The 23,215-nt window shown below is 71.7% G+C and carries 15 protein-coding genes; 7 read left to right on the forward strand and 8 right to left on the reverse strand.

Features of this window, described 5'->3' with window-relative positions:
- Positions 1-20: 20 nt before the first annotated feature.
- Together D7Y04_RS36180 and D7Y04_RS36185 are read right to left on the reverse strand one after the other, a co-directional pair.
- Positions 21-1,382 (reverse strand): D-arabinono-1,4-lactone oxidase, encoded by a 1,362-nt coding sequence (locus D7Y04_RS36180; protein ID WP_120597391.1) that lies wholly within the window; start codon positions 1,380-1,382, stop codon positions 21-23.
- 4 nt (positions 1,383-1,386) lie between these two features.
- Positions 1,387-2,562, reverse strand: a complete 1,176-nt coding sequence (locus D7Y04_RS36185) for an amino acid deaminase/aldolase (protein WP_121762273.1) — start codon at positions 2,560-2,562, stop codon at positions 1,387-1,389.
- 375 nt (positions 2,563-2,937) lie between these two features.
- On the opposite strand from D7Y04_RS36185, the gene D7Y04_RS36190 reads away from it, so the two are divergent.
- Both D7Y04_RS36190 and D7Y04_RS36195 read left to right on the forward strand, forming a co-directional pair.
- Positions 2,938-4,065 (forward strand): LuxR family transcriptional regulator, encoded by a 1,128-nt coding sequence (locus tag D7Y04_RS36190; RefSeq protein ID WP_120597393.1) that lies wholly within the window; start codon positions 2,938-2,940, stop codon positions 4,063-4,065.
- A 42-nt stretch (positions 4,066-4,107) separates the two neighbouring features.
- Positions 4,108-5,256, forward strand: coding sequence for a metallophosphoesterase (locus D7Y04_RS36195; protein WP_121762274.1), 1,149 nt, complete (start codon positions 4,108-4,110; stop codon positions 5,254-5,256).
- A gap of 152 nt (positions 5,257-5,408) precedes the next feature.
- On the opposite strand, the gene D7Y04_RS36200 is transcribed toward D7Y04_RS36195, so the two are convergent.
- Positions 5,409-6,788 carry a thioredoxin family protein gene (locus D7Y04_RS36200; RefSeq protein ID WP_120597395.1) on the reverse strand — a complete coding sequence of 460 codons (1,380 nt, stop codon included), beginning with the start codon at positions 6,786-6,788 and terminating at the stop codon, positions 5,409-5,411.
- Positions 6,789-6,898: 110 nt separating this feature from the next.
- Here D7Y04_RS36200 and D7Y04_RS36205 point away from each other — a divergent pair, with 110 nt between their 5' ends.
- The 4 genes from D7Y04_RS36205 (at position 6,899) to traB (ending at position 13,674) form a co-directional block, all read left to right on the forward strand.
- On the forward strand, positions 6,899-8,644 hold the full coding sequence (locus D7Y04_RS36205; RefSeq protein WP_121762326.1) for a GTPase: 1,746 nt from the start codon (positions 6,899-6,901) through the stop codon (positions 8,642-8,644).
- An 87-nt stretch (positions 8,645-8,731) separates the two neighbouring features.
- Complete coding sequence (locus tag D7Y04_RS36210; RefSeq protein WP_121762275.1) at positions 8,732-9,796, forward strand: hypothetical protein; 1,065 nt, start codon at positions 8,732-8,734, stop codon at positions 9,794-9,796.
- A 219-nt stretch (positions 9,797-10,015) separates the two neighbouring features.
- Positions 10,016-12,049 (forward strand): outer membrane exchange protein TraA, encoded by a 2,034-nt coding sequence (gene traA, locus D7Y04_RS36215; RefSeq protein WP_233601741.1) that lies wholly within the window; start codon positions 10,016-10,018, stop codon positions 12,047-12,049.
- The gene (gene traB / locus D7Y04_RS36220) at positions 12,046-13,674 is read left to right on the forward strand and encodes an outer membrane exchange protein TraB (RefSeq protein WP_121762276.1); all 1,629 of its coding nucleotides are present in this window, start codon (positions 12,046-12,048) and stop codon (positions 13,672-13,674) included. Before traA ends, traB begins: the two co-directional genes overlap by 4 nt.
- 60 nt (positions 13,675-13,734) lie before the next feature.
- On the opposite strand, the gene D7Y04_RS36225 is transcribed toward traB, so the two are convergent.
- The 3 genes from D7Y04_RS36225 to D7Y04_RS36235 form a co-directional block, all read right to left on the reverse strand.
- Complete coding sequence (locus tag D7Y04_RS36225) at positions 13,735-14,574, reverse strand: Ig-like domain-containing protein (RefSeq protein ID WP_121762328.1); 840 nt, start codon at positions 14,572-14,574, stop codon at positions 13,735-13,737.
- Between the two features lie 116 nt (positions 14,575-14,690).
- On the reverse strand, positions 14,691-18,671 hold the full coding sequence (locus D7Y04_RS36230) for a protein kinase (RefSeq protein ID WP_304988649.1): 3,981 nt from the start codon (positions 18,669-18,671) through the stop codon (positions 14,691-14,693).
- 109 nt (positions 18,672-18,780) lie between these two features.
- Positions 18,781-20,652, reverse strand: a complete 1,872-nt coding sequence (locus tag D7Y04_RS36235) for a lipase maturation factor family protein (protein ID WP_121762278.1) — start codon at positions 20,650-20,652, stop codon at positions 18,781-18,783.
- A gap of 121 nt (positions 20,653-20,773) precedes the next feature.
- Between D7Y04_RS36235 and D7Y04_RS36240 the strand changes: the two genes are divergently transcribed.
- The gene (locus tag D7Y04_RS36240; RefSeq protein ID WP_121762329.1) at positions 20,774-21,445 is read left to right on the forward strand and encodes an MBL fold metallo-hydrolase; all 672 of its coding nucleotides are present in this window, start codon (positions 20,774-20,776) and stop codon (positions 21,443-21,445) included.
- A gap of 3 nt (positions 21,446-21,448) precedes the next feature.
- Here D7Y04_RS36240 and D7Y04_RS36245 read toward each other — a convergent pair whose 3' ends face one another.
- Together D7Y04_RS36245 and D7Y04_RS36250 are read right to left on the reverse strand one after the other, a co-directional pair.
- Complete coding sequence (locus D7Y04_RS36245) at positions 21,449-22,243, reverse strand: hypothetical protein (protein WP_121762279.1); 795 nt, start codon at positions 22,241-22,243, stop codon at positions 21,449-21,451.
- The gene (locus D7Y04_RS36250; RefSeq protein WP_233601742.1) at positions 22,233-23,135 is read right to left on the reverse strand and encodes a dimethylarginine dimethylaminohydrolase family protein; all 903 of its coding nucleotides are present in this window, start codon (positions 23,133-23,135) and stop codon (positions 22,233-22,235) included. The genes D7Y04_RS36245 and D7Y04_RS36250 overlap by 11 nt, the downstream gene beginning before the upstream one ends.
- Positions 23,136-23,215 lie beyond the last annotated feature (80 nt).

A 23,215-nucleotide genomic window follows, 5' to 3' on the forward strand; every position in this document is an offset into this window, starting at 1 on the left:
TGCGTCACGCGCTTCGCGCCTTACGCGAGCCTCGCGCTTCCAATTTCACCCCGGGTCCGGTGGGAACCCTCCTCCAGGAAGAGACGTTTCAGATAGGGATTGAGGAAGCGTCCCTCCGGGTCCAGTTGCTCGCGCACGCGCTGGAAGTCATCCCAGCGGGGATACAGGTGTTTCAGTGTCTCCGCCGTCTGGGTGTGCAGCTTGCCCCAGTGCGGCCGACCGCCGTGGTTGCGGAAGATGGCCTCCGCGCCGGAGAAGTAGGGCTCCAGCGGCATGCCCCGGTATTGATGCACCGCGATGAACGCGCGGTCCCCTCCGTGCGCCGGGCTGAGGAAGACGTCGTCGCCGCGCACGAAGCGGTACTCCACCGGGAAGTGCACGGGCAGTTGCTCGCGCGTGATGTATTCGGACAGCTCGCGCAGGCAGTCAGGCCCTCGCTCCACCGGCACGGCGTATTCCATCTCCTGGAAGCGCACGAGCCGCGGCGTGGCGAACAACGTGTGGCTCTGCCCCGCCAGCACGCCTTCCGACGCCAGCTTCGCCGACAGCCGGCTCACCGGCGCGCACCACGCCGGCCGCATCCGGCATGCACGGCTCACCGCGCCGAAGACCGCGTTCTCCATCACCATCTCACTGAACCAGCGCCCCATGCCCACTCCGTGCGGGGTCTCGTCCGTGAGGTCCATCGCCTTCGTCATCACGCGGTCGGAGTGCGGGAACCAGAAGAACTCGTAGTGCCGGTGGCGCGCACGCGCTTCATCCAATCCCGCCAGGCACTCCTCCAGCCCCAGGTTCCGCCGCGTCAGCCGCAGCCGGTACTCCGGCAGCAAGCGCAGCCGCACCCGCGTCACCACGCCCAGCGCGCCCAGGGACACCCGCGCGGCCTGGAGCAACTCCGGTGACGTGTCCTCCGAGCACGTCACCTCGTCCCCGCTCGCCGTGACGAGCGTCATCTCCGCCGCCTGCGTGGAGAGGATGCCCAGTCCCACGCCCGTGCCGTGCGTGCCCGTGCCCAGCGCGCCGCCCAGCGACTGCTTGTTGATGTCGCCCAGGTTCTCCATCGCGAGCCGGTGCGACGCGAGCAGCGTCCCCAGTTCGCGCAGGCTCGTGCCCGCCCACACCACGGCCTCGCGCGTGCGGTCGTCCACGGACACCAGGCCCCGCAGCGCTTCGAGCGACACCATCGTCTCGTCCGTCGCGCACAACGGCGGGAACGAGTGGCCGCTGCCCACCACGCGCACGGTGCGCGATTGGGCACTGGCGTCGCGGAGCGCTGCCTTCAGGGCGTCCACGGAGTCCGGCTGGAGGAAGCCGGAGGGATGGGCCACCACCCCGCCGGACCAGTTGCGCCACGTCTTCGTCTTCGCCGCCTCGGTCGTCATGCCGTCACCCCCATTCGCCCCGGTAGGTCGGGACCTCTTCCACGACGCGGCCGCCGGAGATGAGCAGCAGCGTGCGGAAGTGCTCGCACACCTCGCCCGCCTTCGCGTGCCGGAAGAACACCGGCGCGCCCAGGGGCAGCGGCACCGGCCCCGCGTACGCGATGGGCGTCTGCACCTCGCCCGCGCCCTCCAGCGGGAGGAGCTTCGCGCCCTCGGGAAGGTAGGGCACGGGCAGTTTGTCCACGCCCGCCGAGCCGGAGGCCACGAAGCCGCCCCCCTGCAGCGTGAAGAGGCCCGGGCCGGGACGTCGCGTGACGGGGATGGCGAACGCCACCGCGGGCTGATGGTGGAAGCCGCGATAGCCGTCGAAGAGCGCGGGCGAGTACAGGCCGCTGCCCGCGGTGAGCTCCGTGACGCTCGCGTCCTCGCGCGTGGACTCCAGGCTGCCGGTGCCACCGCCATTCACGAAGCGCGGAGCGAACCCCGCTTCCTTCAGCGCGGCCACCACCGCCTGCCTGCGCGAGTGCACGCGGCCCACCGAGCCCCGCTTGAGCGCGCGGATGACCACGTTCTTCGGCCCCGCGTGCGGCGCGGCGTCCGGCACACCCGCGAGCTGCGCCTCGTAGCCCATGACGCCCGCGAGGAACACGGCGTCCCCTTCCGCCGCGATGCTCCGGGCCACCACCAGCGCGTCCTCCGGCGAGCGCACCGGCGAGCGGTGCACCCCGAAGCGCAGGCCCGGCAGGTCGACGGACAGGTCCACGTCCAGGCACAGCGGCGCTCGGGTCCCATGCCGGCGGGCCGCGCGGGCGGCGAGCGCCACGTGTTCGGCCGAGTCCACCATCAGCGTCACGGGCGCTGGCGGCCGGCATAGCTCCGCCAGGGCCTCGGCATCCACGACAGGGTAGCCCATGAGCAGGTCGGTAAAGCCGCGCTCACGCAGGTGCACGGCCTCGTCGGCGCTGAAGCACATGAGGCCCTGGAAGCCGGGATGCCCGTCGAGCACGCGCCGCAGCAGCGCGACGCACCGCACCGATTTCGTGGCCACCCGCACCGGCAACCCGCCCGCGCGCCGCACCAGCGCCGCCGCGTTTTCGTTCAGCAGGTCCAGGTCCGCGAAGGCCAGGGGCAGCCTCCGTCCCTCCAGCGCCTGGGCGTAGTAGGCGTAATCACGCGGCATGTCAGTGCCTCCGGGCGCGGACATCATCGCCGCGCCCCCTCGGGTCCAGAGCATGATGGCACCGGGCGCGTGGGGTGGTTGGACAGGCAGGGAGAGGAGCCGGAAAAGGGGCAGCGCGCCGGACATCCCTGGGGGAACGCCCGGCGCGCGCACACGCGGATACTTCGACTCCTAGGTCGGCCCACCCCCCCGGAAGGGCACGTGACGCCATGGTGCCGTCAGCCGAAAGTCATTTCTATTGAGGAAATCACGCGAGTCCTAAACGACTCGGGGGGCAGGAAATCACTTCCCACCTGGACAGGCGGAAGAAGCACTGATTCCACTCCCGACCTCCCAAGTCTTCCAATTGTCCCCAACGGCTATAGTAAGAAAATCGTGATTGATTTGATTTCCGAGGACCAACGTCTCTTGCAGGAGTTGGAGGGCCTGCTGGAGGGATTGGAGCCCGGCTCCGAGGCCCTGCCGACGGTCCTCGCCGCGCTCCGAAGCGCCCTGCGCGCGGAGCGGACGGCGGCCTATGGCGTGGACGTGGGCCCAGACCGCTATCACACGGCCTTCGTTCACGGCGTCGGCTTCCCGCAGCCGCCCTCCATCCTCTCGGAGGCCTTCGACGCGTCGCTGCCGCCGGCGGGGAGCCGCTTCGGCTACTTCGATCCCGCGCGTCCGCCGCTGGCCCAGCGCAACCGGGCGATGCGCTTCTCGCCCCTGGGAATCTCGGAGACGCTGCGGGCCCTGCCCATCACCGGCGAGGGCGAGGGCCCTCTGTGGGAGCGGCTGGGATTGAACGAGGCGGAGTGGGAGCACGCGCGGACGCAGCTGGCCGGGTATGCCTTCAATCTCTACCGGCAATTGGGATTGGAGCAGTTCGCGCAACTGCGGGTGCTGGTGTGTGAAGGCGACATGATGCTGGGTTGGGTGGGCGCCTTCCGGGCCGAGCCCTTCACGGAGCGGGAGCAGCGGCTGTTGCAGGCGCTGACGCCCGCCATCCAGCGGCGGATGGCCATGGACCGGCGGCTGCGCGAGGCGGGCCTCTTGGGGCCGGCCCTGGGCGCGGCGCTGGAGGTGCTGGGGCGGCCCGCGTGGGTCGTCACGTTCAGCGGCCGGGTGATGCACGCGAACAAGGCGGGGCAGGCGCGGTGGGAGCAGGACTCCCAGGCACTGGCGACGCAGGTGCGCGAGTGTCTGCGGAGCCCTCCGGGCGCAGGGCCCCTGTTCTCCTCCGGCCCGCTGCGCACGCAGGGGCTGCCGGACCACTACCTGGTGCTGGACCCCGGCCCGCCGATGGAGCCGACCTCGCGCCTGCCGGTGCTGACCCAGCGCTGGGGACTCACCGCGCGCGAGGCGCAGGTGCTGGAGCACGTGGTGCAGGGAGAGACGAACAAGGCCATCGCCCTGCACCTGGGCTGCGCCGAGCGCACGGTGGAGGTGCACGTCACGCACCTCCTGAACAAGGCACAGGTGGAGAGCCGCTCCGCGCTCATCTCGCGCTTCTTCCAGTCCTGATGGGCCGGTGGGCACGGCCCGGCCCATGACTAGGATGGAGGGATGGACGACGTGCTCTTGAGGAAGGCGCTGGCCCGCGCCGACGCGGCGGTGGCGAAGGGGCCACACGCGCTGGCGGCGGATGGCCAGCGCCGCACGCTGCACGTGGCGATGGGAGACCCGCAGGCGGACTTCGACCGGGTGCTGTCCATCCTGTCGCTGCATGGGCTGCTGGACGAAGAGGGAGGACTGCGGCCGCACGTGTGCCTGGTGTCCGTGGGCGACCACTTCGATTGGGGCCCCGCAGCGGACCGGGAGCGCGTGGCGCGGAGCGCGCTCCGGCTGGTGGCGTGGCTCGCGTCCCATCCAGCGGACCAGGCGGTGATGCTCCTGGGCAATCACGACCTGGGGCGCGTGGGAGAGCTGGCGGACTTCACCGCTGCAACGTTCCGCGCGGCGCAGGTGGAGGCGGACCGGGTCTACGCGGGGGATGACACCGACGCGGCGGCGGAGCGGGATTTCCTTCAGCGCTGGCCTGGATTGCCGACGGCGGAGCTGGCGGCGCGGGACTTCAGCACCTGGACCGAGGAGCAGCGCGCGTGGGTGGAGTATCTGCTGCGCGCACGGCGCTTCCGCGTAGCGCATGCGGCCGGGGACTCGCTGCTGGTGCTGCATGCGGGTGTCACTCGCGAGGACCTGGGCGTCGTGGGGCTTGAGCCCGAGCGGTGGGCGGATGCGCGCGCGGTGGCGGAGGCGCTCAACGGCGTGATGGACCGGGCGGTGGCCGAGTGGAAGGGCGGGCCGCTCGTGCTGCCGGGGCTGCACCATCCGGGCAACGCGAAGGATGGCGAGGGCGTGGGCATCTTCTACCAGCGGCCCAGCCTGGCCACGGAGGACGAGGAGCGCGTGCGGGGGACGCCTCGTCGCAGGTTTGATCCACGGCGGTTGCCGCTCGGGTTGACCCAGGTGGTGGGCCACACACGCGACAAGCGGGTGCGGGAGCTGGTGTCACCCGGGCCCGTGCGAGATGGAGTGCTGCGCCACCTGGTGACGGACGGGACGCGTGTGGACTACGCGCACGGCCCGCCGCCAGTGACGGGCCCAGCTGAGGCGGTGATGGTCTTCACCGACGGCGCCATGCGCGAGGGCCGCGCGGAGGACTTCGAGCTGTTCGACCTGGATGCGCGTCGCGCGGTGCCGCTGGCTCCGTGATGGGCCCGCACGACACGTTCACGGCTCGCGCGTGGGGAGGCCGAACAGCGTGAGCGTGCGCCGCATTCACGCACGTGCGGATCAGCACTGTTCGACGCGGCCATCCTTCGCGCATGCCACGTGCGGCGCATGCGCGAAGGCTCGTGCATCTGTTACGGCGCCGCGCCAGGCACAGCGGCCGGCGTCTTGAGCCCGGCGAGCTTCTTCTCCAGCGACTCCACCTGACGCGGGGACACCTGCGCGGCGGGCAGCGTCTTCGCGAAGGTCAGCGCCTCCTCCAGCGTCTTCACCGCGCCCGCGGTGTCCTTGCGCGCGACCTGGATGTCCGCGCGGCCGGAAAGCACGGACAGCCGCCGCGCTCCCTGAACTCGCGCCAGCGCCCGGTCGTTCGCTGCGAGCGCGTCGTCCAGCCGGCCCGACAGGCGATACAGCGTCGCGAGCCGCGCGGGCGGATTGTAGTCCTGCGGAAGGTCCTTCTCACTCTGCTCCAGCGCGGGGATGGCCCGCTGCGGCTGCTCCAGCGTCATCGCCGCGAGCATGCGGTGCGAGTCGAACACGCTGCGCGCCTCGGGGTTCGGCGCCTTCGCGGCCTCGCCCTCCAGGAACGTCAGCCACTCCTGGGCCACCTGCTTCGCGCCCGCGGTGTCCTTGTCCTGCTTGCGCGCCTCCACCAGCACTTCGTACAGACCGGAGCGGTCATCCGCCTCCATGTCGATGGCCGGCGGCGCGAGCACCTCACGCGCCTTCGCCTCCAGCGCGTGCCGCAGGTTCGCCGCCTCGGGCGTGCCGTCCGGGATGGCCAGCGCGCAGCTGAGACCATTGAGGACGCCGTTGGCCAGGCTGAGTGAGCGCGGCACCTTCGGCAGCTCCACCACCGCCTTCTGCGCGCAGGGCTCGTACTGCTTCGCCCCGTACTGCGCCATCAGCAGCGACTCCAGCGCGCGACCCCGGCGGGACCAGTCCGCGGGAGCCTCCGCGAGCGCGAGCGACAGGGCCTCGGCGGCCTCCGCGGGCTTGCGCTCTCCGTAGAGGGCATCACCGCGAGCGAGCAGCGCTTCCGCGCCGGTGGCACCGCCCTGGTAGGCGCGCTCGCCGTCCTCGAAGAGGCGCTCCAGCTGCGGCACCGTCGCGCTGCCGGCGAAGCGCAGCAGGGCCTTCTCCTCGCGCGGGTCGATGATGAAGAAGGTGGGCCAGAACTCGACCGGGTACTTCTCCTGGAACGTCGCGTTCTGGGTCAGGTCGGTGTTGAGCTCCAGCCACACGAAGCGGTCCGCGTGCTTCGCCAGCGCCTTGTCCGTGAAGACGTACGCGCGCATAGAGCGACACGTGTGGCACCACGGCGCCCAGGTGTCGACGAACAGGGGCACGCCCTTCGCCTTCGCGTCCGCGAGTGCGCGGGCGTAGTCATCCGGGATGAAGGGCAGCGGGCCTTCGGCATGGGCCTCGGCGGACGCGGACGCGGGTGCATTGGCGTTCGTGGCCGTGCAGGCGATGGACCCCGACAGGAGCAGGCAGGCGAGGAGGGAGCGCATGCGGCGCACCCTATCGCGCCTCTCCAGGGGTGTCCCCGGTGGACAGTGTACGCACACTGCGCTGGGCACCACGCCGCGTGCGTGCTGTCTTGCACATGGCCCCTATGCCCATGAAGGACCCTCGCGCCCTGCGCACCGCCCTCGCGTCCGCCCTGGACGCCCTGCCCGCCTCCGAGCGCTTCCCCGACAGCGGTGACGCCGACGTGGCCCGCCGCCTGGCTGAACGCCTGCGACGCGACCTGCTGCCCCGCCTGGGCTCCGGCGCCGATGATGCGCCGCTGCTCCTCGTGGCCATCGCCGGCCCCAACAACGTCGGGAAGTCCACCCTCTTCAACGCGCTGGCGAAGGCGTCCCTGTCTCCCGCGCGTCCCGAAGGCGGACTCACCAAGCAGTGCCTGGCCGCGGCGAATCAAGAGACGTGGACGGGCGCGCTGAAGGACGTGCTCACCCAGCGCTACGACATCATCCCGGTGGCCGACGGCACCGTGGCGCCCGTGGACGAGCCCGGACCTGCTGGCCGGCTGTACCTGGTGCTGTCGAATGCCGTACCGCGCGGACTGCTGGTGATGGACACGCCGGACTTCGACAGCGTGTACCGCGACAACCGCGAGCGGGCCGAAGCCCTGCTCGTCACGGTGGACGTGCTGGTGTTCGTGGTGAGCCGGCAGACCTATCAGAACGCGGCGCTGGTGGACTTCCTGCGCGCGGCGGTGGGCCACGGCAAGCCGTACCTGCTCGTCTACAACGAGGCCACGCGCGAGGAGGTGGCGCGCGGCCACCTGGACAAGCTGGCCCAGGACGTGGGCCACCCGCCCATCGCGCGCTACCTGGCGCCGCACCAACCGGATGTGGAGGCGGGGCTGAAGCCGCTGGCCACGGAGGCGCTGGATGGACGGCCACCGCTCGCCGCGCTGCTGGGACAGGCGGAACATGCTCGCGAGTTGAAGGCGCGGGCACTGGAGGCTTCGCTGTCGGATGCGCGCTCGGAGCTGGACGCGGTGGCGCGAGCGGCGACCCGCGCGGCCCGTGAGCCGGAGCGGCTGCGGCAACGGCTGCGGCACGACCTGCAAGGCATTGGCGCGCAGGCGGCGCTGAAGGCCGTGCCCGCGGACGTGCTCGTGGATGCTTTCCGCGACGAACTGGATGCGCGCAGCACCTTCCACCGGTTCGTGCGCCTGCCGTTCCGCGGACTGGCTACGGCGCTCACGTTCGTGAGCCGCAAGGTGCGCGACTCCTTCACCGGGCCCCGGCCGAATGAGGCGCTGCCCACGCAGGCGGTGGATGACTCGCTGAAGGACGGGCTGCGCAGGCTGGTGGACGCCTTCGCGCCGGAGGTGGCCGCGTGGCGCGGGGACGCGGAGACGCGGGAGAAGATGGAGCAGGCCTTCGGGCCCGCGATGCTCGGCCGGCTGGATGCGCCGCTGGACCTGGGCGCGCTGCACGCGCACGCGGCGGACCGGGCCACGCTGTATGACTTCTGCCGCCAGTTGGTGGGCAGCGAGCTGCAGGGCGGCATGCGCGAGGAGCTGCTCCAGGCGCTCACCACGCTGGTGTACTCGGTGCCGTCCGGCGCGGCGGCGGTGGTGACGGTGGCCACCGGCGGCCTGGGCCATGACGCGGTGGTGTGGGCGGGGACGCTCCTGTCCACGCCACTGCTGGAGCGCTTCGTGGATCTACTGGGCGCCCAGGTGCGCGCGACGGTGACGCGCAAGTGGGCGGACGCGCACGGGGCCACGCTGGCGCAGGCCATGGAGAAGCGCTTCTTCGCGGAGCTGTTGTCCCACCTGGACGCCCAGGCGGAAGGCTGGCTGCGCACCGCCTCCGCCCTGGAAACAGCACGGCGGGCGGCGGAGTAGGCGGCTGTCTCCTGACAGGGTCCCGCCTCCGCGATGGCGGCGAGACTTCGTGCCTCGTCGCCACCGATGCGTCATGCTGGGTCCGCCATGACCGGTCCGGGCCCGGAGGCGGGTTCTCCTCTCATCCTGTCGTTCCGTCACCTGCTGACCGAGTCCGTCAGTGCGTTCCTCGACGAGGCGGACATGACGTGTCCGCAGACGGCGGACGCGCTCAGCGAGCTGCTGGTGACGCTGTCGCGCTACCGCGAAGAGGGCGCGCTGCTGTTCCCCACCGCGTTCCTGGGTGACGACCTGGGAGCGATGCTGGAGATGCTGGGCGGGCACGATCCGATTCCCCTGGGCTCGGGGCCGCGCAACCGCGACACCATCCAGCGTGCGCTCAAGCAGTGCGCGCCGCTGGGACAGGGGCGCTGGTGGGCGCTGTACCTGCTGCGTGAGCCCTCGGGCCTCACGTACGGCATCTTCCGGACGGATCCGTTCCCCCTGGCGGAGACTCCGCTGGAGCGCCTGCGGCACGCGCCGGACCGGGGCGCACGGGTGGTGGGCGTGTTGCAGCTCGCGGACAACATCATCGAGCTGCGCGGAGGCGGCGGGCTGTGCCGGCACGTGTACCTGTCCGGCGCGCGCGTCGACCTGGAGCCCCCCTCCGTGGTGCTGGACACGCTGGCGAGCGCGGTGACCGAGCAGGTCCTGCCCTCCAGCCGCGAGTACGCGCGGGGCTTCTTCCGGCGGGTGCTGTTCGAGGTGATGCAGTCCTCGCACGGAACGCTGGTGGCGGTGCTGCCCCGCGAGCGCGCGGGTTCAGCGCTGTTCGTGGACGGCATCCTGTTGCCCCGGCCCATGGACGTGGTGGCGTTGCTGGACCGGCACCACGCGACCCAGGACGGCAGCGCGGCGTCAGCGGTGCGGGCGGCAGCGCAGCTCTTGCGCGGCATGATGGCCACCGACGGCATCACCGTGCTGCGCGCGGACGGGTGCATCCTCGGGTACAACGTCTTCGTGCGTCACCCGGAGACCCTGGCGCGGCAGCCGGGATTCTTCGGTGGAGCCCGGCGTCGGACGTTCGAGGTGCTGTGCGCGGCCCTGGGGAACGAACTCGCCGCGGCGTTCATCCGCTCGCAGGACGGGGATGTCGCGTGCCGTCGCGCTTAACGGTTTCCTGTTTTGCGCGCTGTCCGGATTGATTGCGGCCCTGAGGGACAGAGGACCCTGCAGGTCGCATTCGGGCACTGGGACTCGGGACGTGGGCGGAAGGTTGAGAACGTCAACTTAATCTGTAAGGCTGCGCGCGCTTTGCGCACAGCTCCCCTCCCCCTCCGCGCGTACGCCGCGCTGTCCTTGCTCGCCGTGTGCCTCGCGAGCGCGCCTGCCGTGGCACAGAAGCTGCCGGCCGTCGTGGTGACGGGGGCACCTGCGGCGCCCTCTCCGGTCAACGATGTCGGCACAGGGCTCTGCATGGCGTCCAACGTGTGGACGCGCACCGCGGCGGAGTATCCGCAAAGTCAGTCGCTCTATACGGACGTCCTGAATGCATACATGGAGGAGAACCGCGGGACGCGCATGACCTCCGTGCTGCGCTCCGCGTTCGACCTGTCGAACAACCTGAACGACGGTCGCATCCTGAGCTACGGCGACTTCGTCAACTACGTCTCGGGCTGCGCGCAGGGCGGTTGCCCCTTCCACTACAACGACCCGAACACGCGGTTCGTCTCTCGCTTTCGCGGCTACCTGAACGTCACCCCGGCCATGGTCGGGCGGGTCCTGCACTTCGGATTCTACGCCGACGACGCCATCAGCTTCGTTCTGTTCGACAAGGCCAGCACGCGCTACGACGTGGTCATCCGGCCACCGGAGCTCGGTGCAGCCACGCGACGCACCACCAACTCCGTCACCTTCACCCAGTCCGGCCTCTATCCCGTTGAGCTGCTCTACGTCGAAATCGTGGAGCACGCGGCGCTGGAGTTCGCGGTCTTCGATGGACCGTTCACGGACTTCGACCGTCCCGCGAACGTTCCCCCAGTCGTCCCGCTCAACTCCGCTGCCGCTCCATTCAACCTGGTCCAGCCCACGCAGCTGTTCCAGACCGAGACCGGCCGGCCGTCGTTCCCGGACAACCTGGACCAGTGCGTCCAGTGCAACCGCCAGTTCGCGAATCAGCCCGGCAATGGCAGTTGTGGTTCGTCCTACTACTGCAACTCCGCTGCGCTCTGCGCGCCCTGTGACACGAACCTCCTTTGCGGAAGCACGTGCACGCCGTGCGGACCAACCGCGCCCATCTGCGCCGAGGTCAACGGCCAGTTCACCTGCGTCGCTTGCACCCAGAACAGTGACTGCGCCACGGGCCGCTGCGACACCACCACCAACGTGTGCACCGGCTGCGTCCGCGACTCCGACTGCGGCTCCGGACAGGTCTGCGACGAGCCGAACTTCACCTGCGTCCAGTGCACCTCCGACGCGGAGTGCCCCGGCAGCCAGGTCTGCAACCTCACCGCGAACACCTGCGTCGAGTGCAACAAAGACACCCAATGCGACCGCGGTGAGAGCTGCTCCAACAACGTCTGCACGCCCTGCAACACCAACGACGCCTGCGCCGGCAACAGCTGCAACTGCTGCCCCAATGGCACCCAGTGCGCCGCGCCCACTCCCGGCGCCCCGCCCTCCTGCGTCGAGTGCACCACCGACAGCCAGTGCTCCAACGGCCAGCGCTGCGACACCTTGAACGGCGCCTGCGTCGACAGCGTCGCCGAGTGCAACACCTCCGACCGCTGCGGCCCCGGCTGCTCCAAGTGCCCCGGTGAGCGCCCCTACTGTCTCGACGGCGAGGTCTGCGTCCAGTGCCGCAACGACCTGGAATGCGGCGACGGCCAGACCTGCGTCAGCGGTGAATGCAGCTCCTGCACCACCGACAAGCGCTGCGGCCCGCGCTGCGACTCATGCGGCGAGGGCGCTCCGTTCTGCCTCTCCGACGGCACCGCGCAGAACAGCGTGTGCGTGGGCTGCGTCAACGACACCGATTGCGGCAGCGGCAAATGCGACCCCACCACCCGCACCTGCACCAACACCGGCGCCTGCGCCGTGACGTGCGAGCAGGGGCGCGTGTGCGACGGATCCACGTGCGTCGAGTGCTTCGCCGATGCCCACTGCCCCTGCGGCGGCACCTGCGACCTCACCTCCAACACCTGCCTCGAAACCTGCGCCGACAGCGGCGACTGCCTGGGCGTCGAGTTCTGCTCCGCTGAAACCCAGCAGTGCGAACGCGGCCGCCGCAAACCCGGCACTGAACCCCAGGGCGGCGCCTTCTGCTGCGGCACCACCGCCGAGGACACCCCCACCGGCAGCACCGCCATGCTGGTCACCCTCGCCCTGGGCTTCCTCTTCCTGCGCTCCACCCGCCGCGTCCGATGAAGCCCTCCCGCACGCCGCTCCTCCCGCTGCTGCTGGCCCTCGCGCTGTCCACCGCCGCCCACGCCGCGCCGGATCCGCGCTTCAACATCCAGGTCTTCCGCCCGTCCGGCGCGCCGCAGGACCTGGTGATGGTCACCCAGTCCCGGCCCCTGTCCCACCTGTCCGTCGCCGCCGGGCCCTACTTCAGCTACTCCCTCAACCCGCTCTCCCTCGTCCCCAAGGACGGAGACCTGGGCTCCATCAGCCTCGTGGGCAACCGGCTCCAGTTGGATGTCATGGCCACGGTGGGCCTCTTCGACTGGTTCGAAGTCGGCGTGGACATGCCGCTCGTGCTCCTGCAGGGCGGCCAGAACCTGGAGGTCATCGGCACCGAAGGGCCCGTGGAGAGCTTCGCCCTGGGCGACCTCCGCCTCATGGGCAAGGTGGCCATCCCCGGATTCCGCCGCTCCGCGGAGGGCCACGGCTGGGGCGCCTCGCTCACGCTCAACGTCAGCTTCCCCACCGGCGTGCAGGAGGCCTTCGCGGGTGACGGCGAGCTCACCTGGGCGCCGGGACTGGTGCTCGACTACCGCTTCGAGTCCGGCATCCTCCTCGCCTTCAACGGCGGCTTCTGGAAGCGGCCAGACATCATCTTCAGCGGCACGCAGCTGGGCGACATGGCGCCGTTCGGCCTGGGCACGGAGGTGCCCCTCTTGCGCGGCAGCGGCATCACCGCGCTCGGCATGGTGAACGGCGCATTCGGCCTCAAGAAGGCTCCGGGCCAGGAGCGGCAGATTCCCGCGGAGCTGCTCATCGGCCTGCGCTGGTACAGCTCGCTGGGCGTCACCTTCACCTTTGGCGGCGGCCTGGGCTGCGGCTGCTCGCTGGCGTCGCCGAACCTGAGCTTCTTCACGTCCATCATCTGGGTGCCCGCCAAGACGCGCGAGTGGGAGGCCATCGAGCGCTTCAAAGAGCCGCCCGAGCCGCCCCCGCCGCCCGTGGACCCTGACAACGACGGCGTCATCGGTGAGCGCGACCGCTGCCCCAACCTCGCGGGCCCGGTGGAGAACAGCGGCTGCCCGGACACCGACGCGGACTCCGACGGCGTGGTGGACCGCATCGACAAGTGCCCGGACGTCCCGCAGGGCAAGCGCGGCCGTGACGGCTGCCCGCTCGCGCGCACGTCGGGGAACAAGATCGTCATCCTGGAGCAGGTGAACTTCGCCACCGACCAGGACGTCATCCTCTCCGAGTCCTACCCGGTGCTGGAGGAGGTCGCGCGGGTGATGGAGGAGAACCCGAAGATGGACCGCATCCTCATCGAGGGTCACACCGACTCGCGCGCCAGCGACCAGTACAACCTGGAGCTGTCCAAGCGCCGTGCCGCCAGCGTGAAGCGCTTCCTCATCGAGACCGGGGTCGCCGCGGAGCGCGTGTGCTCCCAGGGCTACGGGCGCAGCATGCCCCTGGCCGACAACGCCACGGAGGAGGGCATGGCCCTCAACCGCCGCGTCGAGTTCACCATCCAGCCGCCTGCCGACGGTCCCCGCCCGCCCTGCCCGGATGACGCGGAGGCCGCGTCCAAGAAGAAGGGCGGCAAGCGCCCCGCACCGAAGTCCCCGGCGCCGACCAAGAAGCAGCCGTAGCGGCCGTCGCCTCGGGGTCCGCCGCTTCAGTGCGGCGGGCCCGGTGTCGAAACGGCGGAGCTACTCGACGATGAAGTCCGCGGCCGTGCGGCGGCGGCCGGCCACCACCGACACCACCGCGCGGCCCTTGCCCACGGCCGTCACGCGGCCCTCGGGCGACACCGTCACCACGGCGGCGTTCGAGCTGAACCACTCCAGCGGCACCTTCTCCAACGCCACGCCGTTGCGGTTGTACGCGCGCGCCTGGACCATCACCGACTGGCCCTTCTTCTTGAAGGTGTACGAGGTGAGGTTCAACCCCAGGCGGGCGAAGTCCGGCGGCACCACCTGCACGGCGATGGCGCGGTTCAGGTGCCCCAGCGTCGCGGTGACGGTGGCCACGCCGGCCGACGCGGCGATGAGCTCGCCTTTTTCCACGCGCGCCACGGCCTCGTTGCTGGAGCGGAAGGCAGGCTCTGCGTCCGCGATGACGTGGCCCGCTTCATTGCGCGCCACCACGCGCACCTTGAGGGTGCGCCCCACCTCCACGAAGTCCGCGCCCGGCGCGCGCACGTCCAGCGACGCGAGGATGGTGAGGTCCAGCGGCAGCGCCGCCTTCGCCCGGCCGCCCTGCACGCCGATGATTGTCTTTCCGGATTTGCGCGCCACCACCGTGCCGTCCTCCAGCACGGAGGCCACCTCCGGCGCGGAGCTGGTCCAGCGCAGGCGCGTGTCCATCATCTTGCGCCCATCCGCGTCCAACACCGTGTAGCTGAGCGGCAGGTTCTGCCCCTGCGTGCGCAGGTAGCGCAGCTCGGGCGGATCCAGGGTGATGGTCGTGGGCGACGGTCCGCACGCACCGAGGCCACCCAGCGCGAGGAAACCCAACAGGGAAAAGGAGATGGGGCGTGAGGTCTTCACGAAGGCAGGCACGGGGGCAGGTGGGGAATGGCCGAGTCTACCGGTGGACCACTCAAAGGGCGTGAAAACCGCGAGCGCTCGCGTCGAAGTCCGCGCGCCTGCACGCCTGCTGACGACTACTGCCCACTTCCACGGCGCGGGGTCCGGGCCTCCATCGCCCCCAACACCTGCGCGGCCAGGGTCTCCCCCTCCCGCCAGCCTGCTATCCGGGCGCGCTCCCTCGCCTGCTCCAGCCGCTCGCGCGCCTCTGGCGCCCGGCCTCCCGCCACCAGCAGGCGCCCGGCGTTGTAGTGGATGCGCGCCACCTCCTGGGCATCCCCACCCTGCTCGGCCAGGGCGAGCGCGCGCTCCAGGTCCGACAGCGCCTGGGCCGGCTCGCCCGCGAGGACCCGCAGGCCCGCGAGCTGCGACAGCGCCCGCGCCTGGCCCACCGCGCTGCCCACCGACCGCGCCTGCTCCGCCGCGCGCGTGAAGGCCACCCGCGCCCGGTCCAGCTGCCCCAGCCGCTGCTGCAGCCGGCCCAGGAGCAGGTAGTGCTCCCAGAAGAAGTCCGCCACGTGCGGGGTCCGGTTCCCCATGCGCTGGAAGGCGCGCGCCAGCAGCTCCACCGCGGCCGTCGTCTCGCCCTTGGCCTCGCGCACGCGCGCGAGCTCGCCCAGCACCAGGGCCTCGGCCTCCGGATCCGAGCCCGCCGGCCCCTGCGCCATGCTGAGGCGCACCTCCGCGTCGTCCACGCGCCCCAGCTTCAGCTCCGCGACGGCCAGGCGCCGCGCGGCCTCCGCCCACCGGCCGGGCGTCTGCATCACCGGCACGCGGTCCAGCCACGGCGTCACCAGCCCGTCCACCGCGGCGGGGTCCGTCTGCGTAAGACATCCCGCCGCGCGCGCGAGCACGTCCAGCTGCCAGCGCACCACCGCCGCCGTCGCGCCGGGCGCCCTGCCCAGGGCCCAGCGGAAGAACTCCACCGCCGAGCGCCACTCGCCTCGCGCCGCGAACCAGTCTCCCGCCCGCTCGCACGCAGCCGGCGCTCCAGAGGCATCCGCGCCCAGCAGGTGGTCCGCCACGCGCACTTCGCGGGCCGGCTCCTGCACGAACGCCTCGTTCTCCAGCGTCTCCGCCAGCTCCTGGTGCGCGCTGCGCAGCTGCGGGGGCGACAGGCGCTCGCGCAGCACCTGCCGGGCCTCCTCGCTCGTGAAGCGGAAGATGCCGGGCTGTCCGGGCACGGGCACCACCCACTCCGCGTCCTCCAGCACCCCGGCGCCGTCCGTGGTCGTCAGCGACGCGCGCACCAGCTCCGCGGAGAAGAGCGAGCCCTCCACCGCGGCCCGCTGGAGGAAGCGCAGCGACGCGGCGGGCAGCAGCTCCAGCCGCGCGCCCAGGGCCTGCCCCAGGCCTTGCGGCAGCGCCGCGGGGGACAGCGGGCCATTGGACTGGAAGCCGCCCTCCGTGCGCTGCAACACCCCCACCGACACCAGCAGCCGCACCAGCGCCAGCGCATGCGCGGGATTGCCGCGCACCCGGTCCGCCACCGCCCGCTCCAACGACGGCGACAGGGCCAGGCCCAGGCTCGCGGTGAGCAGCGCGTTCAGCTCCGACGGCGACAGCCCCTCCAGCACCGTCACGGGCAGCGACGCCAGGGACGTGGGCACCGCGTCCACGTCACCCGTGGCCACCAGCGACACGCCCAGCTCCTTCGCCGTGAGCAGCCCCGCGAGCATCTCCAGCGACGGGCCGTCCACGCGGTGCACGTCGTCCACCAGCAGCAACAGGCCGGTCGGCTTCGCCACGCGCTGGATGGCGTCCACCACCGCTCCGTCTCCCGCCGGCAGGAGTCCGCCACCCACGGGCGCGCCCCGCGCGAGCCTCCGCCAGAGCGCCGCGGCCTCCGGTTCGGAGAAGCCCAGCCCCGACAGCGGAGGCAGCGACGCGTCTCCGCCCGTGGCGGTCCGCGACAGCGCGGCGAGCACCGTGCGCCACAGTCCCAGCGCTCCCGCGGAACGAGGATCTCCACCCCACGCGTACACCACGCGCGGCGAGGCGCCCGCGGCCAGCTCCGCCACCGCCTCCAGGAAGCGGCTGCGGCCCACGCCCGAGGGCCCCACGAAGAGCCGCGCGCCGCCTTCGCCCTTGCACGCCGACTCCACCACCATCGCCGCCTGGGTCAGCGCCTCGTCGCGCCCCACCAGCGCGTCCACGCGGGTCGCGGGCGCGCCGGACTCCACCCGCCACGCCGTGCCGCCGGGCAGCTCGCGCGCCATGCCGATGCGCACCCCGCCCGCCTCCACCAGCAGCGCCTTCACCGAGGCGCCCACCAGCAGTTCTCCAGACACCGCCGCGTCCGCCAGCGCCTGCGCCCGCTCCAACCCCAGGCCGGACAGCCGGGGCGCCCCGGCCTCCGCGCTCGAGCGCACCACGCCGGACTCCAGGCCCCGCCTCACGTTCAGGCCCGCGCCGCCCAATTCCTCCGCGCACTTCAGCGCCCGCGTCGCGTCGTCCGCGCGAACCTGTGGCAGGCCGAAGGGCAGACACCAATGCGTGTCCGACAGCGCCATCGCCTCCACGTGGTGGCGCGCGGAGACCTGCGCCACCACCTCGCGCAACCGGGCCGCGTGGGCCGGCTCGCCCGCGACCACCAGCAGCGTGAGCCGGCGCATCTGCGCCTGCGCGTCCATCGCGCGGATCTTCACCGTGGGGCCCGGAGCCTCGTCTCCCAGGGCCGGAGGTCCGTCGTCGTCCCCGGTGGCGGACGGCGGCGCGGCCAGGGAGGAGGCCAGCGGCGCGGGCACCTCCATCGTCGGGTCGGTGGGCGGCTCGTGCACGGCGCCGTCGCCGCGACGCGCGGGCGCCTTGGCCGTCGGCGCGTCGGGGAGGTCCTCGTCGCCCAGGTGCACGGGCGGCTCGCGCAGCGCGGGCATCAGCGGGAGCCTGGGCGCGGCGCCTCCGGACGAGGGCGTGAGCGACTTCTGCGCGGCGTCCACGCCCATGGGCGTGAGCGAGTTGCCGCACGCGGGACAGAAGCGACTGGTCGCGCTGGTGGACTGGCCACAGCGCGGGCACGACACGTTGGAGGGCTCGCGGACCTGGGGCAGCCCGGGCTCGCCGCTGCCCGCGTCGCGCAGCCGCGCCAGCACCGTGTCGCCCACCAGCCGCGTCACCACCGCGGGGACGCTCTCCTCCGGCGGCTCCGGCGTTTCATCCAGATAGGACTGGAGCGCGCGGGCCACGTCGGCGCAGCGAGCGAAGCGCTGACCGGGGGCGCGGTGGAGCATGCGCAGGATGATCTGCTCCAGCAGCGGCGACAGCCCCTCCACGAACTGCGAGGGCCGGGGCACCGCCGCCAGCGCGATGCGCCGCATGGCCTCCGCGGGGTTGTCCGTGTCGATGAACGGCCGGCGCGTGCACAGCTCCCACAGCACCACGCCCAGCGCGAACTGGTCGCTGGTGCCGGAGACGGGCTCGTTGCGCACCTGCTCCGGCGACATGTATCGCAGCTTGCCCTTGAGCACGCCCGTGCGCGTGCGGCTGGCGCGGATGGTTGCCTTGGCCACGCCGAAGTCCACCACCTTCGTCAGGCCATCCAGGCGCACCATGATGTTCTGCGGGCTGATGTCCCGGTGCACCAACTCCAGCGACGCGCCCTGGCTGTCTCTCGCGTGGTGCGCGTGGTCCAGCCCCAGCGCCGCGTCGCGGATCATCTGCGCGCAGACGCGGTGGGGCAGCGGCGTGCCGGCCCGCTGCGACGCCTTCGCCAGACGGCCCAGGTTCTCGCCTTCGATGTACTCCATGGCGATGTAGAACGTGCCCTGCCACGCGCCGACCTCGTACAGCGAGACGACGTTCGGATGGTTCAGGTGCGCCGCGACGCGGGCCTCGTCGAGGAACATCTCCACCGAGCCGTCGTGCTCCAGCAGGTCCGGCAGCAGGCTCTTGAGGATGACGGGGCGCTCGAAGCCGCTGACGCCCACCTGACGTGCCAGGAAGATTTCTCCCATGCCCCCCACGGCCACGCGGCGCAGCACCGCATACCTGCCGAAGATGAGGGAAGACGGGGATGCACCGGACACCATCGCCCTTGAACCGTACCCAGCGATCCCCATCCCCCGCCAGTCCCCGGCCCTTCGCTTTCGCACGGGGAGCCATTAGCCGTTCCGCCCCCGTGTGGGGTCCTGGCGTACCGGGCATGAGTTACATGGACCCAGGCATGTTTCAGACGTGCCACGTCAGGCGCCCCGCCTGCTCGGACGCACCGGGCGCGAGGGTCAACGGCGACACATACAGCCCGCGCCGCTCCCGCTTCCACCAGGCCCCGGTGCGCTGGCGCTCCGTCCGGGACGTCATCCGGTAGTCGTGGAGCACCGCCCGCACGAGCCGGGGCGGACGGTCCGGGAAGGGGTTGGACGCGAACAGCCCCAGCACCTCCGGCGAGCCCTCCAGCAGCCGCTCCATCAGGGCCAGGAACCACGAGGGCGGCGACCCCAGCGCGGCGAACCACATCTGCCAGTCCAGCCGGGGCTGATGCGGGGCGACCTGTCGCGGTGGCCGGTCCACACCCGACGTCTTGTATCGGAACGGGTACTCCCGCCAGTGCACGCCGTCGTCCGAGCCCTCCACCGTGATTTCCGGCCGGTCCACCGTCATCACCGCGAACAGGCCGTAGGAGTTCACCGAGTGCAGCGGCACCACCCGGTCCTCCAGCCAGTCCACCGCCCGCACCAGGCGCTCCGGGCCGCGCGGCCACCACCCCATCCGGCGGAGCTGCTCCACGGTGCCCAGCGTGAGCAACGGCACCGCCGCGGCCACGGACAGCGCCATGCCCGGCACCGACGGCCGCCGCGCGGGCCCAGCGTCGCGCCACAGCGCCTCCGGCAGCACGCGCCGCAGGGCCGCGTCGTCCAGCAGCCACAGCCCCAGGGCCAGCGACTGGACGTTGAAGAAGCCGTAGTTGCCCGTGGTGATGATGGCCGCCTGCAACGCGGAGAGGATGCCGAAGGCGGCCTGCCGCACGCGCCGGGGACCGAAGGCGAGGAACGGCACCGCCGTCTCCGCCGCCAGCACCGCCGCCGTGCCCGCGTGGCGCACCTGACGCGGAAGCTGGTGCGCGGCCCAACCGCCGCGCGTGGGCAGGGGCGCGGTCTCGAAGTACACGTCGCACGCGCTCAACTCGCGCCACGTCCGGTCGCCCGAGTGGAACTTGCTGATGCCCGACCCGAAGTAGAGCCGGAACACGAGCATCCGGAAGAGGAACACCTCCAGCGCGGACACGTCCCGCTTCCCCAGCCCGGGCCTCACGCCGACCGGCGCGGTGAGCGCGCCCACCAGCCCCATCTCCAGCAGCAGCACGTCCCACTGGAACGACAGGAACTCGCGCCCCAGTGACACATACGACAGATACAGCGCCCACAGCGCGGCGGCGCTCGGGAGTGGGGCCACGTTGAGGAGCAGCGCCAGCGACAGGGCCTGTCCCACGCGGCAGCCGCGCACCAGCGTCACGTCCGATGCGTCCTTCCAGAACACGGAGGGACGGCGCCAACGGCCCTGCGCGGCCCAGCGCTCGGACTGGGCGACGTCGCGGATGGGACGGATGCCCTTCTCCCCGTAGAGCCCCAGCACCTGCTTCCCCAGCGACGTGAAGGCGATGAGGAACGTGCCGCCCAGCAGCCTCATGAAGGCCCAGCGCACCAGCCGATGCTCCGCGGGCTCCGTCACGCGGCTGAACAACCAACGGTCCCACCGCGACGCGCGCCGGCGGTGGTGCGCGATGACCGAATACACCGCGCCCGCCACGTGCCGGACGCCGGGCACCAATCCCAGCCGCGCGGCCAGACGCGTGCTCCAGCGGGGCGACCAGGCGAGCATGCGGAAGACGGCCTCAGCGCCGGACGAGCGGCGCCCCGACGGCTCCACCAGCTGCATCGCCCGCAGCATGTCTTTCTTGGAGATGCCCAGGAGCTTGAGCAGCCATCCGCTCCCGCGCGCGAAGCGCACCCGGCCACCGGTGTCCTGGCTCCAGCGAGCCACCCAGCGCTTGCAGAAGCCGCAGTCCCCATCGAACAGCACCAGCGGTTGCATCTCGCGCATCGGGTCGCTCCTTCCTCCGACGACAAAGGTGCGTGCGGAGAGCGGGATGCGAAGGGGACAAGAGGGCTCGCTGGAGGAGCAGGCGGGCAGCGGAGCGTGCACCCCTGTCATCCGGGGACAGGTGCCTAGCTTTGTCCGCATGAGCGAGCCCACGGCACAGGCGAAGAAGACGGTTGAAATCGTCCCCGGCGTGCACCACTGGACCGTCTCCGACGACCGGCTCGGCGGCATTCGCAGCGACGCCTACGCGGTGGTGGATGACGACGGCACCGTCACCCTCATCGACCCGCTGCCCATCGACGAGAAGCTCCTGCGCAAGCTGGGCGACATCGACGCCATCGTGCTCACCGCGGGCAACCACCAGCGCTCCGCGTGGCGCCTGCGCAAGGTGTTCGGCGTGCCCGTCTGGGCGCCCGAGGGCGCGCAGGGCCTGGAGGAGAAGCCGGACTTCGAATACGTGAACGGCACCACGCTGCCGGGCGGCCTCAACACCTTCCAGACGCCGGGGCCCACGGAGGCCATGTACACGCTGTGGCTCCAGAAGAGCCCACACGCCGTGGTGTTCATCTCCGACCTGCTGTCACACGAAGTCCGGCGCACGCCCACCTTCGTCCCCGGCGAGTACCAGGACGAACCGCTGCGCACGCGCAGCAGCATCCAGCGCATCCTGGACCACCTGCCCATCCAGACCGTCTGCTTCGCGCACGGCGCGCCCATCCTCAAGGACGGCGCCAGCGCCTTGCGCAAGGCCCTGGAAGAGGACGACGAGTTCCCGCACGCCCCCGCGCCCTGAGCCTCAGCCCTGAGGCACTTCGCGCACCAGCACGTGGCCCGCGTCCTGGCCCGGAGGCACCAGCTCCAGCCGTGCCCCGGCCTCCGCCCGGTCCAGCAGCGTGCCCAGCGACAGCAAGTCGGTGACGGGGATGCGCGTAGCGGGCGCGGGCGCATCGCCCCGGAGCATCGCCCGGGCCACACGGGCCTCGTCGGAGAGGTCCGTCTCGTAGACGAAGGTGCGCTCGTCGTAGTCGTGCCCACCGGGAACGCGCCCCACCAGCCGCATGGGTCCCAGCCGCGAGTGCACGCGCACGGCGGGGTTGTCCCACTGGGTGACGCCGCGCAGCCGCTTCGCTCGCACCATGCCCAGCGTGAGCAGCTTCACCCACGCGGACGCGCCCCGCCCCGGCAGGAAGCTGAACAGCGACACGCCCACGAACAGCCCCGGCGTCAGCGACGGCGCCACGTAGCAGGCCGCGCCGATGGCCGACTCTTCATCCGCGAGCAGCAGCCGCTCGCGCGCGGGCGCCTTGAGCAGCCGCGCGGGACAGCGCAAGAGCCCGATGGCGCCGGGCAGCAGGTACAAGTCGGACAGCACCCAACGCGGCACGCCGATGCCGCCGAACGCCAACTGATTGAGCGTGAGGTATTGCCGCGCGAGCTCCGCGTTGTGCTCCGCCAGCAGGTGCGTCACCGGGATGCCGTATGGCGCCAGGTCCAGTGACGGGACGTGCACGCCGGAGCCCAGCGCCTGCAACGACAGCTCCGGAGTCGCGGCGAAGAACGCCTGGGCCTGCGCCGCGAGCTCACCCGCCATCGGCTTCGATGTCCTTCGCCACGACGTCCAACCGGTACTCGGGCGGAAGCGAAACGCGCGAGTCATCCACCGACGCGCGCGACACGAGGCAGCGCGACGAACCGCCGCCCTTCTCCGTCAGCTCCGGCATCGGCATGGACACCACGCGCATGCCCAGGCGCTCGAAGGTCTCCACGATGTGCGCGGGCATCACCGTGGGCGCGAGCAGGTCCCTGCCCAGCGGCAGCCCGTTCGTCGCGTAGCGGCGGATGTCCGCTTCCGTCACCCGCACCAGCCGGTTCGCTCCAAAGCGCTGCTCCAGGAGCGCCACGGACTCCGGCGCCATCACGTCCGGGCACACCACCAGGCGGTCCACCGCCGGCAGGGGCAGCACCGCCATGTTCCCGTGGAACGCGGGCTCGCGCACCTGCAGGCGCAGCACCTCGCCGGGGAAGGACTTCTGCGCCGCCTCCAGCCCGTCGAGCGTCGTGCGCCCGCCCCAGAACAGCAGCGTCACGCCGTCGAACGTCGCCACGTCACCGTGCGCCTCCCAGATGCCCACGCCCGGATCCACGACCTCCAGGCCCAGGCGGCGGGCCAGCGGCGTCCAATGGTCACGCTCCGTGAAGCGATGCGCGCTCATCATCTTGGGCAGGAGGAACAGCGGGGCCTGGCCCTCGCGCGCCACCACCTGGCCGCACTCGGCCGCGTAGGGCATGCCCGTCAGCGCGTCCGACGGCGAGGGCAGCGCCACCACCGTGCCGCCTCGGGACTCGATGTGCCGGGCGAGCGTCAGCCACTCCCGCCGGGCGCCACGCGCATCCGCCGGAGCGGCCTCACGGCTGCGGAAGTTCGAACGGCCTCGCAGCGCCCAGCCCCGGCCCGGGGGTGACATCAGGAAGAGGTCCATCATTCCTCGCTTCTAGCCACCGCCCCGGAGCCTCACAACGCATCCGTCTCCAGGCTTGAGAAAACAGTCTGGCAAAATGCAAC

Origin of the sequence: Corallococcus sp. AB038B (assembly GCF_003668955.1) — a bacterium.
Lineage (GTDB): Bacteria > Myxococcota > Myxococcia > Myxococcales > Myxococcaceae > Corallococcus > Corallococcus exiguus.